At 64.0% G+C, this 15,750-nt stretch carries 15 protein-coding genes; 9 read left to right on the forward strand and 6 right to left on the reverse strand.

From position 1 onward, the window contains the following. Positions 1-518: 518 nt before the first annotated feature. Together PEP31012_RS01255 and PEP31012_RS01260 are read left to right on the forward strand one after the other, a co-directional pair. The gene (locus tag PEP31012_RS01255; protein ID WP_150587549.1) at positions 519-1,238 is read left to right on the forward strand and encodes a response regulator; all 720 of its coding nucleotides are present in this window, start codon (positions 519-521) and stop codon (positions 1,236-1,238) included. 121 nt (positions 1,239-1,359) lie between these two features. Then, entirely contained in the window at positions 1,360-2,634 is a 1,275-nt protein-coding gene (locus PEP31012_RS01260; protein ID WP_150587550.1) for an ATP-binding protein, read from the forward strand. A gap of 431 nt (positions 2,635-3,065) precedes the next feature. Here PEP31012_RS01260 and PEP31012_RS01265 read toward each other — a convergent pair whose 3' ends face one another. Then, positions 3,066-3,356 carry an H-NS histone family protein gene (locus PEP31012_RS01265; protein WP_150587551.1) on the reverse strand — a complete coding sequence of 97 codons (291 nt, stop codon included), beginning with the start codon at positions 3,354-3,356 and terminating at the stop codon, positions 3,066-3,068. An 857-nt stretch (positions 3,357-4,213) separates the two neighbouring features. On the opposite strand from PEP31012_RS01265, the gene PEP31012_RS01270 reads away from it, so the two are divergent. Then, complete coding sequence (locus tag PEP31012_RS01270) at positions 4,214-4,807, forward strand: GNAT family N-acetyltransferase (protein WP_150587552.1); 594 nt, start codon at positions 4,214-4,216, stop codon at positions 4,805-4,807. Between the two features lie 76 nt (positions 4,808-4,883). Beyond that, complete coding sequence (locus PEP31012_RS01275) at positions 4,884-6,266, forward strand: MFS transporter (protein WP_150587553.1); 1,383 nt, start codon at positions 4,884-4,886, stop codon at positions 6,264-6,266. Positions 6,267-6,304: 38 nt separating this feature from the next. Here the strand turns inward: PEP31012_RS01275 and PEP31012_RS01280 are convergent, their stop codons facing one another. Genes PEP31012_RS01280 through PEP31012_RS01290 form a run of 3 tightly spaced genes read right to left on the reverse strand, consistent with a single transcriptional unit; the run spans position 6,305 to position 7,586 of the window. Further along, positions 6,305-6,727 (reverse strand): DUF6691 family protein, encoded by a 423-nt coding sequence (locus tag PEP31012_RS01280; RefSeq protein ID WP_150587554.1) that lies wholly within the window; start codon positions 6,725-6,727, stop codon positions 6,305-6,307. Then, positions 6,724-7,170, reverse strand: coding sequence for a YeeE/YedE family protein (locus PEP31012_RS01285; protein WP_150587555.1), 447 nt, complete (start codon positions 7,168-7,170; stop codon positions 6,724-6,726). Before PEP31012_RS01285 ends, PEP31012_RS01280 begins: the two co-directional genes overlap by 4 nt. A 23-nt stretch (positions 7,171-7,193) precedes the next feature. After that, positions 7,194-7,586, reverse strand: a complete 393-nt coding sequence (locus PEP31012_RS01290) for an ArsR/SmtB family transcription factor (RefSeq protein WP_246171093.1) — start codon at positions 7,584-7,586, stop codon at positions 7,194-7,196. A 109-nt stretch (positions 7,587-7,695) separates the two neighbouring features. Between PEP31012_RS01290 and PEP31012_RS01295 the strand changes: the two genes are divergently transcribed. Continuing rightward, positions 7,696-8,565, forward strand: coding sequence for an MBL fold metallo-hydrolase (locus PEP31012_RS01295; protein WP_150587556.1), 870 nt, complete (start codon positions 7,696-7,698; stop codon positions 8,563-8,565). Here PEP31012_RS01295 and PEP31012_RS01300 read toward each other — a convergent pair. After that, a complete protein-coding gene (locus PEP31012_RS01300; RefSeq protein WP_150588024.1) occupies positions 8,552-9,436 on the reverse strand; it encodes a LysR family transcriptional regulator in 885 nt (294 codons plus the stop codon). The two genes, PEP31012_RS01295 and PEP31012_RS01300, sit on opposite strands and share 14 nt — an antisense overlap. A gap of 134 nt (positions 9,437-9,570) precedes the next feature. Between PEP31012_RS01300 and PEP31012_RS01305 the strand changes: the two genes are divergently transcribed. Together PEP31012_RS01305 and PEP31012_RS01310 are read left to right on the forward strand one after the other, a co-directional pair. Then, entirely contained in the window at positions 9,571-9,972 is a 402-nt protein-coding gene (locus PEP31012_RS01305) for a tautomerase family protein (RefSeq protein ID WP_150587557.1), read from the forward strand. Positions 9,973-10,165: 193 nt separating this feature from the next. Continuing rightward, complete coding sequence (locus PEP31012_RS01310) at positions 10,166-10,567, forward strand: YXWGXW repeat-containing protein (RefSeq protein WP_150587558.1); 402 nt, start codon at positions 10,166-10,168, stop codon at positions 10,565-10,567. Positions 10,568-10,708: 141 nt separating this feature from the next. Here PEP31012_RS01310 and PEP31012_RS01315 read toward each other — a convergent pair whose 3' ends face one another. Continuing rightward, entirely contained in the window at positions 10,709-12,997 is a 2,289-nt protein-coding gene (locus PEP31012_RS01315) for an NADP-dependent malic enzyme (protein ID WP_150587559.1), read from the reverse strand. 205 nt (positions 12,998-13,202) lie between these two features. On the opposite strand from PEP31012_RS01315, the gene PEP31012_RS01320 reads away from it, so the two are divergent. After that, positions 13,203-14,165, forward strand: coding sequence for a LysR family transcriptional regulator (locus tag PEP31012_RS01320; RefSeq protein ID WP_150588025.1), 963 nt, complete (start codon positions 13,203-13,205; stop codon positions 14,163-14,165). Between the two features lie 327 nt (positions 14,166-14,492). Continuing rightward, positions 14,493-15,743 carry an autotransporter strand-loop-strand O-heptosyltransferase gene (locus tag PEP31012_RS01330; protein ID WP_150587560.1) on the forward strand — a complete coding sequence of 417 codons (1,251 nt, stop codon included), beginning with the start codon at positions 14,493-14,495 and terminating at the stop codon, positions 15,741-15,743. Positions 15,744-15,750: the final 7 nt, after the last annotated feature.

Consider the following 15,750-nt stretch of genomic DNA (forward strand, 5'->3'; position numbering starts at 1 on the left):
AGCGCAGTAGTGGGTGGATTCGTCCCGTATGGACGCGTGTCTTGTGGCCGGATTGCCGCGGCGCAGCAAACCATCCGGAAGCCCCGGGGGCCGTGCCTCACGCCAGATTCGGCTGATCAGCATAGCAGACCGTCGCAAAAAGCCCGATAGGACGGCTGATTACATCAGCTTTCCCCGCGGGGGATCGATAGCGGCGCGGCAAAGAAGAGACCGACCGCGCGAGCGATGGTTCGCATGGAAGCGTTGGCGCTGCCCCTTGTGATGCGCTGCGTTGCCTTGTCGCAGCACTCTCGCGACGCGAGACGTACGACTGGGTGTGCGGATTTGGCCACCGACAGGGTCGGCTCGCCGGTTAGATCAAAGCTTACGCGATGGGGGCGAAATTCGTGTGTCACCGACGCTGGCTCTATTATTACGCAACGTTACGGGTGACCAATGCTGTAATGTCTGGAAACAAAACCCGCGTCAAGCCATGCGGGGAGGCCACTATCATGACAACACTACCTGTCCGAGCGAATATGAAGATTCTTGTTGTCGACGACGACCCCGATCTGCGCGACCTGCTGCGCGAGTACCTGAGCCGTCACGGCTTCTCGGTCGCCGTGATGCACGACGGCGACGGATTGGCGGCACGCCTGGAGCGTGAGCGCCCCGCCCTGATCGTGCTCGACCTGATGATGCCCAAGGTCGATGGCCTCACGGCCCTGCGGGACCTGCGCGCGCGCAACGATGATGTGCCGGTGATTCTGCTCACGGCGCGCAGCGACGAGATCGACCGCATCGTGGGGCTGGAAATCGGCGCCGACGACTATCTCGGCAAGCCGTTCAGCCCGCGCGAATTGCTGGCGCGGATCAATGCCGTGCTGCGCCGTCGCAAGATGCCCGACGCCGCGGTGCCCGAGCAGCGCGAAAACTATACGTTCGGTCCGTTCGTGCTCGACTTCCGCAGCCGCACGCTCACGCGCGATGCGCAACTGCTCACGCTGTCGGACGGCGAATACGGCTTGCTGCGCCTGCTGGTGAACCACGCCATGCAGGTGCTCTCGCGCGAGCGCATCATCGAATTGCTCTACGGTGCGGACAGCGACGTCAACGACCGCGGCATCGACGTGCAGATCTGGCGCCTGCGCCGCCTGCTCGACGAAGACGCACAGAGCCCTCGCTTCATCCAGACCGTGCGCGGACGCGGCTACATCTTCGTTCCCGACGGTCAACGCGCCGACATGGTCACCGGTTGATGGGCCGGTGCCAGACGCAACGCATGGATGTCGTCCCACTCGGCGACGTCATCCCCCGGTCTGACAAGGACGCCGGCATGGCGCCGCTACCGCTTACCCCAGCCTACAGGCGGAGTCCTGCATGAAAGGCCGTTTCGACACCTTGTTTGGCCGGCTCGCGTTGCTCATCATCGCGGCACTGGTCATCAGCCATTTCTCGTACCTCACGATCCTGCGCAGCGATCACGACGAGACGCGCGTGCAGAATGCCGCGGAGCAAATGGCCTTCATCATCAAGGCGGCGGCCGAAGTCCACGACGGCAACTCGACGCTCACGCTGCCCGATCTCGTGCAGGTCGTGCCGATCTCGTTCGCGCATGGCGACGTCTTCGAGCCTGTCAGCAAAAGCGCCCGGTTGACGACCGAACTCGCCCGGCGCCTGCCGGCCGGCACGCAGTTGCGCGTGGAGCGCACGCCACCGCCGCGTATCTGGGCACGCCTGCCGGGCCGCGACTACTGGATCGCCACGCCGGTGCTGTCGGTGCGCAACCCACCGGGTACCGCCACAATTCTGCCTGGCCTGGCGGCGGTTCTCGGCATTACGGTCATCTTTGCGTTGTTCGCGGCGTGGCAGTTGCAACGGCCGGTGCGGGACATGGCCGCGGCCGCCGAGCAACTCGCGACCCATCGGGTTCGCACCCAGGTCAAGGAGCGCGGCCCGCTGGAGTTGCGTCAATTGACCGAGCGTTTCAATCGCATGAGCCACGACATCGTGCAAACGGATCGGGAGCGAAACACCATGCTTGCCGGGATCGCGCACGATCTGAAGACACCGCTCGCCCGGTTGCGCCTGCGCGCCGAAATGATCGACGACGCGCAGATGAGCGAAGGCATTACGCGCGACGCCGAATCGATGACGCGCATCGTCGATCAGTTCCTGCTGTTTGCCCGGGGCATCGAGATGGAGAGTGCGGCGTCGCCGGTCGAAGCCCGCATTCCCGCCTTGATTGCGCCGTTCCTCGACCAGGGCTATGCCATCGAACTGGATCTGCAGGCCGGGCCGGGCTTCAAGCTTCGGCAGACCTATCTCGAGCGCATCGTCAACAACCTGCTCGATAACGCGGTGACTTACGGCCGCGCGCCGCTCGCGATCCGCACATCGCACGATGCCAGCGGCTGGCGTCTCGTGATCGAAGACAGCGGCCCGGGCATTGCCAACGAGGACATCAATCGCATCGTGCGGCCCTTCGTACGACTCGACCCGGCGCGCGGCGGCAATGCGCATTGCGGGCTGGGTCTCGCCATTGTCGACAAGCTCACCCAGCAACTGGGCGGACGCGTATCGTTCAGCAATCGACCCACCGGCGGCTTGCAGGTCACGCTGATGTTCCCGCCGGAGGATCCGGGCTCGGAATAAGCGGAGTCGGTGGAATCGGTGGAATCGGTGGAATCGAGGAAAGCGGGAAAGCGGGAAAGCGGGAAAGCGGGAGTTCGGGAGTTCGGGAGTTCGGGAGTTCGGGAGTTCGGCGGGAAGCATCGTGCATCGGCGCCCAGGCGTCTCACCCTGACACGCCGCAAACGCTCTTCGCATCACGCCTCGCACCATAAAAAAACCCGCCATCGGTGCACGAACGGCGGATTTTGTCTTTCACGGCACTGCATCACATCAAGCCACAGCCAGGCGATCCGGGTTTGGGGGGGCAATGCGACGACTGGGCTGCTGCGTTACTGCTCACTGGGACACGGCGCCGATAACCGGTCGCCGCGCACGTTGGGACGACGCGGCGACAGTGGCTCCCCGCCCCCTGACATGTGACCGGCAATACCCGTCCAGCCTGAGCCTGGGAATTACTTGATCAGGAATTTCTCTTTGTTCTTGCCGACCCACTTCGGGGCGCGGCCACGGCCCGACCACGTTTCGCCCGTGGCCGGATTCATGTACTTCGGCGCAATCTGGGCGCGCGCGGCGCGGCGGCGACCATCTGTCGCAGCAAGTCCCAGATCCTTGGCGGACAGTTCATATTCCTGAATCTTCTGTTTGACTTCAGCGATGACCTGAGCCACTTCACGGGCACGGGCCTCTTCGATTTGTTTTTCGATCTTTTCGCGCTGCGCGACGAGTTCTTTATAGCTTGCCATCTGGCGTGTCCTTAGGTTGTTAAAATGGATCGCCACTTAAAATAGCACGAGTTTTAATAATTTGAAAACCGCATTTCCAGAGAGTGCGTCTGTGAATGCCGAAATCGCATTGAATCGTCCCATCGATGCTTCAGAAAATGCACAGCATCTGGGCATGAATCCGGGATTACCATTGAATCCGCCACGTCCATATCGGTGGATAAGCGCAGCCAATCGCCTCATCATCCGGGGCAATTGCCGACCACCGCGTGCCGAACACGACACGACGCGACAAGTTCACGCATTCTCCTGCAAGGTTTGGTAAGTCTTTTCCGTCGAAAAAGGGCAATGTCCGAGACACCGACGCCCGCCGTCATCGAGAACTCAAGCGATACGATCGCAAGCCGTCGAGCACCATCCGATCATTCCGGCATCCGAAAGACTTCACCGATTCGGATTCTTCGCATTGGAGCGCCGTAATTTACGGATACGCGGAGGCGACCCTGGATCCTGGAGATTCACCGAGCATCGTCTGGCGCGAGATCAGCAGCTTGAATCACCGGCATCATCGGGCGATTCTCGATTTGGTAACGTCGATATTCGACTCAATCGAGAAAAATTCGTGTCATTCCCGCTATTGACCTGGAACATCAAACGCAGGCTTCGACGTCATTTCCTGAATCGAGCGCCATTTCGCAAGGGGGGCGCGGTCGGCCGAACACTACCGCTCGCCACGATCCGTATGGCAGTATTGACGCACACGGACGCAACATTCGCGCGAACCGAATTAAGTCAACACAGAATTGTCACAATCGGCGATTTGTCATTCGAATTCATACGAATTCAACCTGGATCTTGAACGCATGAGCACGTCGACCATGGCTGAGAATTCTCATTCACCTTTCGGCACGCCCGCGCCGACGTTAAGCACCGAGCGCACGATCCTGCGTCAGTGGTGCCCCGAGGACTTGCCGCTTTTCGCCGCGCTCAACGCCGACCGAGACGTCATGCGCCACTTTCCGACGACCCTCGACCGGGCCCAGAGCGACGCCATCGCGCACCGGCTGGCACAGCATATCGAGACCCATGGCTACGGCCCCTGGGCACTGGAGATTCCGGGCGTGACGCCGTTCGCGGGGTTCGTCGGGCTGATGCGCGTGGGTTTCGACGCCCCTTTCGTGCCGGCCGTGGAGATCGGCTGGCGGCTGGCGCGCGCCTGGTGGTCGAAGGGATACGCGACGGAGGCGGCCATCGCCGTCGCCCAATTCGCCTTTGAAACGCTCGATCTGGAGGCCCTGGTCTCGTTCACCGTGCCCGCCAACGTCCGCTCGCGCGCGGTCATGGAACGCATCGGCATGCGCCACTGCCCCGGCGAAGACTTTCTGCATCCGTTGGTGCCGCCGGGCCACCGGATGCGCCGTCATGTGCTGTATCGGCTCGACGCCCACGAATTGGCGGCCAACAAGGGCTAGACGTCGCCTCAGCGATTGAAGCGTCTGCTTAAATCGTGGGACAATTCGATTCTTTGCGCCAGCCGTTTCCCCCATTGTGTCGCGCGCCGTCATCATTCCGCTCATCATCGCTTGCGCCCTGTTCATGGAGAACATCGACGCCACGGTGATCACCACCTCGTTGCCCGCCATGGCGCGAGACCTGCATCAAGACCCGATTTCGCTGAAGATGGCCCTCACCGCCTACGTGGTCGGGCTGGGCATCTTCATTCCGATCTGCGGCTGGGTCTCCGACCGCTTTGGCGCGCGCAATGTCTTCCGCACGGCGATCGGCATCTTCATGGCCGGTTCGATCCTCTGCGCACTGTCGTTTTCGCTGACAACATTCGTGTTCGCGCGCTTCCTGCAGGGCGTGGGCGGCGCGATGATGGTGCCGGTCGGTCGTCTCGTGATCTTTCGTGCGGTGCCCAAGCACGATCTGGTCAAGGCCATTGGCTACCTGACGATGCCCGCGCTGCTCGGCCCAGTCATCGGCCCGCCACTCGGCGGCGCGATCACGGCCTACCTGCACTGGCGCTGGATCTTCTTCGTCAATATTCCCGTGAGCCTGCTCGGCATCTACCTCGCGGGCAAATACATCGACAACGAGCGCGGCGGCGACGCCGGACGCCTCGACACGCTCGGCTTCCTCCTCTCCGCGCTCGGCAGCGGCCTGCTCATGCTGGGGCTGGCCATGATCGGTGAGCCGCATATCGACGGCAGCGTTGTCGTCACCTTGTGTGCCGTGGGGGCTATCTTTGTCTACGCCTACTGGCACCACGCCAATCGTGTGGACGCGCCCCTGCTCGACCTGCGGTTACTGCGTATTCCGACATTCCACGCCAGTGTCGTCGGCGGCTCGCTCTTTCGCATCGGACTGGGGGCCGTGCCCTTTCTGCTGCCGTTGGCGCTGCAGGAAGGGCTGCATATGGATCCGTTCGAATCCGGCATGATTACCTGCGCATCGGCGTTCGGGGCGATCTTCATGAAGGCGATTGCGCAGCGCGTGCTGGCGCAATTCGGCTTTCGTCGCGTGCTGATCGTCAATGCGGCGCTGGCCGGTTTGGCGCTGTCGTCTTACGGGCTCTTCACGCATGACACACCGGTGATCGTGATGATCGCGGTCGTGGCCTTTGGCGGCTTCTTCCCGTCGCTGCAATTCACTTGCCTGAACTCGATCGTGTACGCCGATATCGCCAGCGCCGACGCCAGCCGCGCGACGAGTCTGGCGAGTGTGGTTCAGCAGTTGTCGCTCGGGCTGGGTGTGACGATCTCGGGGATGGTGCTGCAGGCGAGCAGCCGGCTCGCCGGTCACGAACACCTGACCACCCGCGATTTCCTGCCGGCGTTCCTCGTGATCGGGCTGTTCGCGTGGCTGTCGATCCCGGTTACCCGCCATCTGGCCGCCGACGCGGGCACGGAGCTGGCGAGAATGCGCTGAGTCGCGCACGACTTTGCGCGACTTCGCGCGACGTCGCGTTACTTCGTGTCGCCGCGCGTCACGATCGCGTGCAGCGCCATGCCGGCAACCATGGCGACGACAAACAACAATCCCTTGCCCGACCCCGCGCCAAGCAGCACCAGTGCGGGTCCCGGACAAATCCCGGCGATCCCCCAGCCGACGCCGAACGTCAACGCCCCGAGCACCAGCCGTTTGTCGAGACCCTTTGCCCCCGGCCAAGCGCGCGGCTCGCCGGTCCATGCCAGCGCCCGCGAACGCGCCAGCCGGAACCCGACCAGCCCCACGGCGATGGCACCACCCATCACGAACGCCAGCGACGGATCCCACTGACCGGCCAGGTCAAGAAAGCCCAGTACCTTCGCCGGATTCGCCATGCCTGCGAGAATCAGGCCAAGCCCGAAGACGAGGCCGCCAATGAACGCAAACAGCAGCTTTTTCATGCCGCACCTCCGAGGTTGAGCACATGACGCACGACGAACACCGTCAGGAAGCCCATCGCCATGAAACACAGCGTGGCGACGAGCGAGCGCCACGACAGGCGCGACAACCCGCAGACGCCGTGGCCGCTCGTGCAGCCCGATCCGAGTCGCGTGCCAAAGCCGACCAGTACGCCCGCCGTGATGAGCATGGCGGCACTGGCGTCGATCTGCGCCGCGGGCACGACGGCCACCGCGCGATACGCCCACGGTGCCGCCATCAATCCGACGACGAAGGCGACGCGCCAGCCCACATCGCCCGAGACGGGGCGCAGCAGGCCACCCGCGATGCCGGAGATGCCCGCGATGCGCCCGGTCGCCAGCATCAGCCAGACGGCAGCAACGCCAATCAGCACACCGCCGGCCAGCGCGGTCCATGGAGTGAAGTGAAGGGTATCGAGGGTCATGAGCGGAATGTCCCGTTAAGTCATCAGGATTTCGGACAAAACTGGTCGTAGAGGCAAGCCAGCACCGCAAGCACCGCGCCATCGGCGACCGAATAGTAAATGCGCTTGCCGTCCCGCCGGGTCGTCACGAGCGACTCGGCACGCAATACGGCGAGCTGCTGCGAGAGCGTCGGTTGTCGGATGTCGAGCTGCGCCTCCAGCGCTCCCACGGACAACTCGCCTTGCGTCAGCTGACAAAGAATCAGCAGACGGTCTTCGTTGGCCAGCGCGCGCAGCAGCGCCGTGGCATCGCACGCGGCAGCGCGCAACCGCGCGACATCCAGCGAAGCGGCTTCCGGCGGGACGGCATCCAGCGGCGCGACGTCCGCAGGAACGCTCGCCCGGTCGTCAGGGGATAGCGCAGTCACTCTTGGCATGGCAGGATCGACACAAATGAGACATTGTGGCGCGACGAGATGTCGCCTCGCCACAATCAATTTACTTGATTATAATATATGAATTAATAAATTAATGCAGGAGCCGATCATGTCAGCCACGCCAGCGAACATCGAAGCCTTCTTCGACACCACCACCTCCACGGTGACCTATGTCGTGTTCGATGCACCGGGCTCTCGCGCGGCCATCATCGATCCGGTGCTCGACTACGATCCCAAGGCGGGCCGAACGCACACGGCATCGGCCGAGCGCGTGCTCGACTTCCTGGCCGCGAACCAACTCTCTGTGGACTGGATTCTCGAGACGCATGCGCACGCCGATCACCTGTCGGCGGCGCGCTGGCTCAAGGAACGCGTGGGCGGACGCATCGCCATCGGCGCGCACATCCGCGAGGTACAGCACGTCTTCAAGGCGCTGTTCCATCTGGGCGCTGACGTGCCCCCCGATGGCTCGCAATTCGATCACTTGTTCGAAGATGGCGAGGCGTTCGCGATTGGCGCCCTGCAAGCCGAAGCGATGTTCGTTCCGGGCCATACGCCGGCCGACATGGCCTATCGCGTGGGGGATGCCGTGTTCGTCGGCGACACGCTCTTCATGCCCGACGTCGGCACGGCGCGCTGCGACTTTCCTGGCGGCAATGCCCATACGCTGTTCCGCTCGATCCGCCGTCTGCTGGCGCTGCCAGCGTCAACGCGACTGTTCATGTGCCACGACTATCCGCCAGCCGGACGCGCCGCGAACTGGCAGACGACCGTGGGCGAGCAACGGCGCGCCAACATCCATGTGCACGACGGCATCGACGAACACGCCTTCGTCGCCATGCGTGAAGCCCGTGACAAGACGCTCGACATGCCGACGCTGATCCTGCCCGCCGTGCAGGTCAATATTCGTGCGGGTGACATGCCCGCGCCGGAAGCCAACGGCACGCGCTATCTGAAGATCCCGCTCAACGTGCTGTGAGGTGCGCCGCCAACGCCTCGCGCGCCTGCGTGACCCACTCGGGTTCGCCACGGCGCGCGGGAAGCAGATGAAACTCAGCCTCAGGCAGCGGGGGTAAGCGTCGCCCCGGCATCAACGTCGCAATACGCGCAAGCGACGGGCCAGCCGCCGACGCATTCAGGCATGCGACCCCGAGTCCCGCGCTCAACGCCAACTGCAGCCCCGCCACTCCCGACGCCACGTGCGCAATCGTGTAAGGCACGCGGTGCTCATCAAGCCATTGCGTGGTGAAGCGATGCAATGCGCAGGTGTCGGGCAGCACCAGCAATGGCAACGGCGTGCCCACCACCGGAGCGAGGTCTGGCGACGCAACCCATTCGAGCGGCTCGCGTCCCAAGGCTCGCGTGCCCGGCACCGTCTCGCGACCGAGGGCCTTGCCGAGCACGCGCATCGACAGACCGATGTCGAAGTCGCCCGTGTCGTAGCCCGACTCGATCTCGCCACTTTTCAGAATCGTGACGTGAATGCGCAGTGACGAATACGCGACGCCAAGATGTCGCAACAGGCGAGCCACGTCGGCAGGTCGGAAGTAGTCGGTAATCGCCAGCCGCAGCTCGCCCGCGAGAGAAAAACCACGTACGTCGTGCCACGCTCGCTCCGACTGCGCGAGCAACTGCCGCGCGTGTCCGAGCAGACGCTCGCCCGCCGGCGTCGTTGTCACGCCTTGCTTGCCACGCGTGAACAGCGTCACGCCAACGCGCTCCTCCAGTTTGCGAACCTGCTCGCTCACCGACGACTGCGACAGGAACACGCGCGGCGCAGCGGCCGACAGGCTACCCGCCTCGGCCACCGCAACGAAGGTACGTAACTGGTCGAAATCGAATCCGGGCACCATGATTCCATCCATTGATAAAACCGATGGATCAAATCTTAAATTCCCGCTTTTCCGATGTCAATCCACTCCCTAGACTGAAGTCGTTGTCTGCACCCCTTATGCCCCTTCATTCAACGTCAGGGAGTCACACCATGCCGCACCTCGTTCTGCAACTCTCGGGCACGCCCGACGACACCCTCACCCGCAACGCCGTTCGCGCAGTCTCGCAACTGACCGTCGATACGCTGCACAAGGCGCCGGACGTCATCGCCGTCACGGTCGACTACATTCCGCATGCCCGCTGGTTCATCGGCGGCGCGCCGCTGTCGGAGCAAGGGAAGAACGCCTTCCATCTGGACATCAGCGTGACCGACGAGACGAACACGAAAGCGGAGAAGGCGCAATTCATTGCTCAGGTGTTCGAAACGTTGTCGGGTCTGCTCGGCAATGTTCACGAATGCTCGTACATCCACGTGATCGATGCGCGCGGCGCGGCCTATGGTTACGGCGGGCGCACGCAGGAATATCGTCATCAGCACGCGTCGAAGTCGTGACACCTCGGTGTTGACATTGACTGGCGGGACGCCGCCCAAGGACTGCCAGTCGATGCGAATACCCCGGCCACGCCATGTTTCGCCAAACAAAACAAAACAATTCCAACACTTTCTTACGACTATTCGCTTCGCGGCAGACGCGGCTCCTCGTACGATGAAGACGTACCCAAAATCGAACTCAAAGGGAGCCATCATGAAAAAACTCACGCTGACCGTTGCCCTCGTTGCCGCCACGCTCGGGGGCATTGCCACGGCCCCGGCGCACGCCCAGGTGGGGGTGTCCATCAGCATCGGCGCGCCGCCGGCACCGCGCTATGAACCGGTGCCGCCGCCGCGCGTCGGGTATGTCTGGGCACCGGGCTTCTGGGACTGGGACGGTCATCGCCATGAATGGCGCGGCGGACACTGGGAACGGGCGCGCCCAGGCTATGCGTATCGTGCGCCGGCCTGGCATCAGGGCCCGCACGGTTGGGAGCTCAACCGTGGCGGCTGGGATCACGGCGATCGCGGCCGGGGACCGGATCATCGTGACAACCGTGGCCATGACCGTGGCCATGACCGGGGTCGCGACCACGGCCGCGACCACCACGGCTGATTCACACCATTTGACGTACAAACGACAAGGCCCCGGCGCAGCCGGCAGCGCATCGGATCGATGCGTCTGCCAAACCGGCCGGGGCCTTGAGTGGCGCTCACCCCCAGGGAATCGTCCCCGGATGTGAGCGCCGTGGGAACCTCAGTCGTGATTGGCCTGAATGACGGTCAGCGCCGTCATGTTGATGATGCGTCGCACGGTCGAACTCGACGTCAGCACATTGACCGGTGCCCCCACCCCCAACAGGAACGGTCCCACCGCCACGTTGCTGCCCGCGCCCGTCTTGAGCAGGTTGTAGGCGATGTTGCCGGAATCCACGTTCGGGCACACCAGCAGATTCGCCGCGCCCTTCAGATGCGACTGCGGCAGGATGCGGCTGCGCAGACCTTCATCAAGCGCGCAGTCGCCGTGCATTTCGCCGTCGATTTCCAGGTCCGGCGCCTGTGACTTGACCAACTCCAGCACACGACGCATCTTCGTGCCCGACGCGGCACTGCCCGAGCCGAAGTTCGAGCGCGAGAGCAGCGCGACCTTCGGGTTGAGGTTCAGCCACGACATCTGCTTGGCGGCGGCCAGCGTGAACTCCGCAATCTGTTCGGCCGTCGGGTCGTCGTTGACGTGCGTGTCCACGAGCGCCACGGTGCGCTTGTCGAGCAGCAGGATATTCATCGCCGCATAGGTATTCGCGCCCGCCTGCTTGCCGATGACCTCATCGACGAAGCGCAGGTGGTCGTGATAGGCGCCCACGGTGCCGCAAATCATGCCATCGGCGTCGCCCAGACGCACCATCATCGCGCCGATCAGCGTCAGGCGGCGGCGCATCTCGACGCGCGCCATTTCCTTCGTGATGCCGTCACGGCAACGCAGTTCCCAGTAGTTGGTCCAGTATTGGTGGAAGCGCTCGTCATAGTACGGGTTGGTGACTTCGACGTCCTCGCCCAAACGCAGACGCAGACCGAACTTCTCGATGCGCGCGAGCAGCACTTCCGGGCGGCCCACCAGGATCGGACGCGCCAGCTTTTCGTCGACGATCACCTGCACGGCACGCAGCACGCGCTCTTCCTCACCTTCCGCGAACACGATGCGCGACTTGCCGCCATCGCGCACGAGTTGCTTGGCCGCCGAGAAGATCGGCTTCATGAACGCGCCCGAGTGATACACGAACTGTTGCAACTGGTCCGCATACGCGTCGAAGTCGGCGATCGGGCGCGTGGCCACGCCATCTTCCATGGCGGCGCGCGCCACGGCCGGGGCAATGCGCACGATCAGACGCGAATCGAACGGCTTCGGAATCAGGTATTCCGGCCCAAAAGAGAGGTCATACGCCCCATAGGCGGTCGCCACGGAGTCGTTCGGCTCTTCCTGCGCCAGCGCGGCAATCGCGTGTACAGCGGCGATTTCCATGTTGCGCGTGATCGTGGTCGCGCCCACGTCGAGCGCACCGCGGAAGATATACGGGAAGCACAGCACGTTGTTGACCTGGTTCGGGAAGTCCGAACGGCCGGTGGCAAGCACCACGTCGTCGCGTGCGGCGCGGGCTTCTTCCGGGAAGATTTCCGGCGTCGGGTTGGCCAGCGCGAGAATCAGCGGACGCGCTGCCATCGTCTTGAGCATCGCCGGCTTGAGCACGCCGCCAGCGGACAGACCGATGAACACATCGGCGCCTTCGATCACTTCCGCGAGGGTGCGCTGGTCGGTCTTCTGCGCGAAGCGGGCCTTGTCCGGGTCCATGCCGACCGCGCGACCTTCGTAGACCACGCCATCGATATCCGTCGCCCAGACATTCTCTACCGGCAGCCCCAGGTCGACCATCAGATCCAGACAGGCGAGTGCGGCGGCGCCAGCGCCCGAGGTCACGACCTTCACTTCGCGGATGTCCTTGCCCACGACCTTCAGGCCGTTGATGAACGCGGCGCAAACAGTGATGGCGGTGCCGTGCTGATCGTCGTGGAAGACGGGAATCTTCATCCGTTCACGCAGCTTGCGCTCGACGGTGAAGCACTCCGGGGCCTTGATGTCTTCGAGGTTGATACCGCCGAACGTGGCCTCAAGGCTCGCGATGATGTCGACGAGCTTGTCCGGGTCGCTCTCGGTGATTTCGATGTCGAACACATCGATCCCGGCAAATTTCTTGAAGAGGACGGCCTTGCCTTCCATCACCGGCTTTGAGGCAAGCGCGCCGATGTTGCCCAGACCGAGCACGGCCGAGCCATTCGTGATCACGCCGACCAGGTTGCCGCGACCGGTGTACTTGAACGACTGCGCCGGATCAGCCGCGATTTCCTGGCACGGGATGGCGACGCCGGGGGTATAGGCGAGCGCCAGATCGCGCTGCGTGACGAGCGGCTTGCTGGCTGTGACGGAAATCTTGCCCGGGGTCGGGAACTGGTGATATTCCAGGGCTGCCTGGTGATCGTTGCTTTGGCTCATGGGGGTGTCGTCCTCGGTCGATGTCTCGGCTCTGCCTTGCGCCGCGGCCCGTTCTGCAGACGGTTGCCGCTCGGGCGCATCAGAGGTGAGGCCATTCTAGGGAGCCGCCAGCGGGGGACGATTCTGAATTACTATGGGGGCATCATGTTTTCGTTATAAGCCCGGAGCATCGGGGGTTTCAGGGGATTGGGGACAGATGGCGGCGGTGCCTTTCGATACGGGAGAAGTGGTCCGACGGTTGACCACTCGGCTCAAGATGCGTCATCTCGTGCTGTTGCTGCAAATACAGCAGCACGGCTCGCTCACGCGGGTCGCCGAGCACATGGCGACGAGCCAGCCGGCGGTCACGAGCGCGCTCGCGGAACTCGAGGGCATGCTCGGCGGGCCGCTTTTCGACCGCACGCCGCGCGGCATGACGCCCACGCCACTGGGCGATGTCGTGCTCGCCCGGGCGCAGGCGATGGTGCACGACCTGGACCACCTGACCCGCGATATCGAGGCTGTGATGGCCGGGCATGCCGCGCGGCTGCAGGTGGGCGTGATCCCCTACATCTCTGGCAAGACGCTTGCCGCCGCGATTCAGCAAACGCTCGCCCAGATCCCCCAACGGCTGACCGTCACACTCCATGAAGGCACCAGCGAATCGCTGATGGCACAACTGCGCGACCACTCGCTTGACGTCGTGATCGGACGCGCTGCGGCCGGCCTCGACCTGACGCAGGTGCAATTCGAAGTGCTGCATCACCAGATGCCGCGTGTGGTTGCCAACCGCCGTCTGGCCGCCCGGCTCGGCCGCAGCGCCCCGGTGTGGGCGCAGCTCGCCGAACTCGACTGGGTGATGGGCGCGCCGCATACGCCAATGCGTGACCAGTTGTCCGATCTGTTCCTACATGCGGGCGTGGTGCCGCCGGTGCCGGTGGTCGAGAGTTTTTCGTCCCGGCTGACGGGGGAGTTGCTCGCCAGCAGCGAGCGCGCGGTGTCGTTGCTGCCGGCCGACATTGCCGAGGAATTGGTGCGCATTGCGGGTGTCGCGATCGTGCCCTGGTCGCTCGCGTGGACGCTGCCACCCGTGGCGATGTTCACGCGTCGGGAAAGTCCGCGCGAGACCCATCGCCTGTTCACGCAGGCGCTGCGCGCGCAATATCAGGTGGTGGCTGGCGCGGCCTGAGCGTTTGCCTCTGCCTCTGCCTCTGCCTCTGCCTCTACCTCTGCCCTCGCCCTCGCCCTCGCCCTCGCCCTTGCCTTTGCCCTTGCGTCCGCCTCTGCCGTTACGGGGGCGGTTACGGGTGCGGGTGCGAAGCGGTTCCTTTCGCGTCGGGCTGTAGATCAGGCGTGGTGTCGTCGAACGCGTCCGCGGGCTCGTTGCCGGACGGTTTGCCGAAAGGGTCTGAAAGGCCCTTCGCCCCCCCCAAACCGGCCAATTTCCTGAAATAGACCCGTTTCGGCTCATTTGCTGCGCGATCGAGCCCGCGATGTCCCGCGTAAGGTGTCGGGCATGACCCAAGCCGCCCCTGCCCCGCCTCACACCGATACCGCGCCCGACGCCCCTTCGCCGGTGGTCACGCCGTTTGTGCCCTCACCGCACCAGATATTCCTGTCGCCGGCCCTGCTGCCCACGCAAGTCGGCCCGGCCGGCCTGCGCTTCGACTTCAATGACGGCGCGCGCGTGGTGATTCCCGATTTTGGTCAGCCGCTGCCGTGGCGTGTGCGGATCAGCGACCTGCGAGACGACAGCACGCTCGCCGACGTCTCGCTGTCCTCGGGGGTGGTGCGCAGTCCGGCCAAGTATTTCGTGCCGTACGGCATCACGATCTGGCTGAACGATGTGGAGGTCTTCGCGCATCGGTACGATGCGCGCGATCAGGCGGTGCTGATCCAGTTTCCGTTGGCCGCCCTGGGCGACGTGCTCGGCTGGCTGCCCTACGCGCTGCGTTTTGCGCAGGTGCACGGATGTCGGCTCGCCTGCGTCGTCACCCCAGGGGTGGCGGCCTTGTTCCGCGACGCTTACCCGGACGTCGATTTCGTCGCACAGGACAAGGTCGAGCGACGCAAGTATTACGCGACGTACAACGTCGGCCTCTTCTTCGACGACGTGGCACTCGTGAAGCAACCGCGCGACTTCCGCGCGTCGGGACTGCATCGCACAGCGGCACACATCCTTGGCGTGGACGACGCCGAGGCGCGCGCGAAAACGGCGTTGCCGGACGTCTCGCGGCCAATGGCGGCGCCTTACGTCTGCATCGCCGTGCAAAGTACCGCGCAGTGCAAGTACTGGAATCGGCCGGGTGGATGGGATGCCGTTGTGGCCGGGCTACACGAGCGCGGCGTGCAAGTGGTGTGTATCGATCAGAAGGCACGGCATGGCAAAGGGGATTTCTGGCAGTCGATCCCGGCGGGCGCGATCGATGCCACAGGCGACCTGCCGTTGACGGAACGCGCGCGCTGGCTGATGCACGCGAGTGCCTTTATCGGCTTGTCGAGCGGACTGTCGTGGCTCGCGTGGACGATGGGCACGCCCACGGTGCTGATCTCGGGTTTCACCCTGCCGCACAACGAGTTCGCCACGCCCTACCGGGTGAGTGCGCGCGACGTCTGCACCGGCTGCTGGCACGACCCGGCACTGCGCTACAACCACGACGACTTTCACTGGTGCCCACGGCATCGCGACACGCCGCGCGCGTTCGAGTGCACGCGGGAGATTCGCCCGGAAGATGTGTTGGCCGCGCTAGATCGCGTGCCAGGGTAAAGGAAGC

The sequence above is a fragment of the Pandoraea eparura genome, from assembly GCF_902459725.1.
Lineage (GTDB): Bacteria > Pseudomonadota > Gammaproteobacteria > Burkholderiales > Burkholderiaceae > Pandoraea > Pandoraea eparura.

Bases quoted from the DNA above. Each gene is read 5' to 3' on its own strand.
- PEP31012_RS01255 (WP_150587549.1), top strand. From the start codon at position 519: ATGAAGATTCTTGTTGTCGACGACGACCCCGATCTGCGCGACCTGCTG.
- PEP31012_RS01260 (WP_150587550.1), top strand. From the start codon at position 1,360: ATGAAAGGCCGTTTCGACACCTTGTTTGGCCGGCTCGCGTTGCTCATC.
- PEP31012_RS01265 (WP_150587551.1), bottom strand. From the start codon at position 3,356: ATGGCAAGCTATAAAGAACTCGTCGCGCAGCGCGAAAAGATCGAAAAA.
- PEP31012_RS01270 (WP_150587552.1), top strand. From the start codon at position 4,214: ATGGCTGAGAATTCTCATTCACCTTTCGGCACGCCCGCGCCGACGTTA.
- PEP31012_RS01280 (WP_150587554.1), bottom strand. From the start codon at position 6,727: ATGAAAAAGCTGCTGTTTGCGTTCATTGGCGGCCTCGTCTTCGGGCTT.
- PEP31012_RS01285 (WP_150587555.1), bottom strand. From the start codon at position 7,170: ATGACCCTCGATACCCTTCACTTCACTCCATGGACCGCGCTGGCCGGC.
- PEP31012_RS01290 (WP_246171093.1), bottom strand. From the start codon at position 7,586: ATGCCAAGAGTGACTGCGCTATCCCCTGACGACCGGGCGAGCGTTCCT.
- PEP31012_RS01295 (WP_150587556.1), top strand. From the start codon at position 7,696: ATGTCAGCCACGCCAGCGAACATCGAAGCCTTCTTCGACACCACCACC.
- PEP31012_RS01305 (WP_150587557.1), top strand. From the start codon at position 9,571: ATGCCGCACCTCGTTCTGCAACTCTCGGGCACGCCCGACGACACCCTC.
- PEP31012_RS01310 (WP_150587558.1), top strand. From the start codon at position 10,166: ATGAAAAAACTCACGCTGACCGTTGCCCTCGTTGCCGCCACGCTCGGG.
- PEP31012_RS01315 (WP_150587559.1), bottom strand. From the start codon at position 12,997: ATGAGCCAAAGCAACGATCACCAGGCAGCCCTGGAATATCACCAGTTC.
- PEP31012_RS01330 (WP_150587560.1), top strand. From the start codon at position 14,493: ATGACCCAAGCCGCCCCTGCCCCGCCTCACACCGATACCGCGCCCGAC.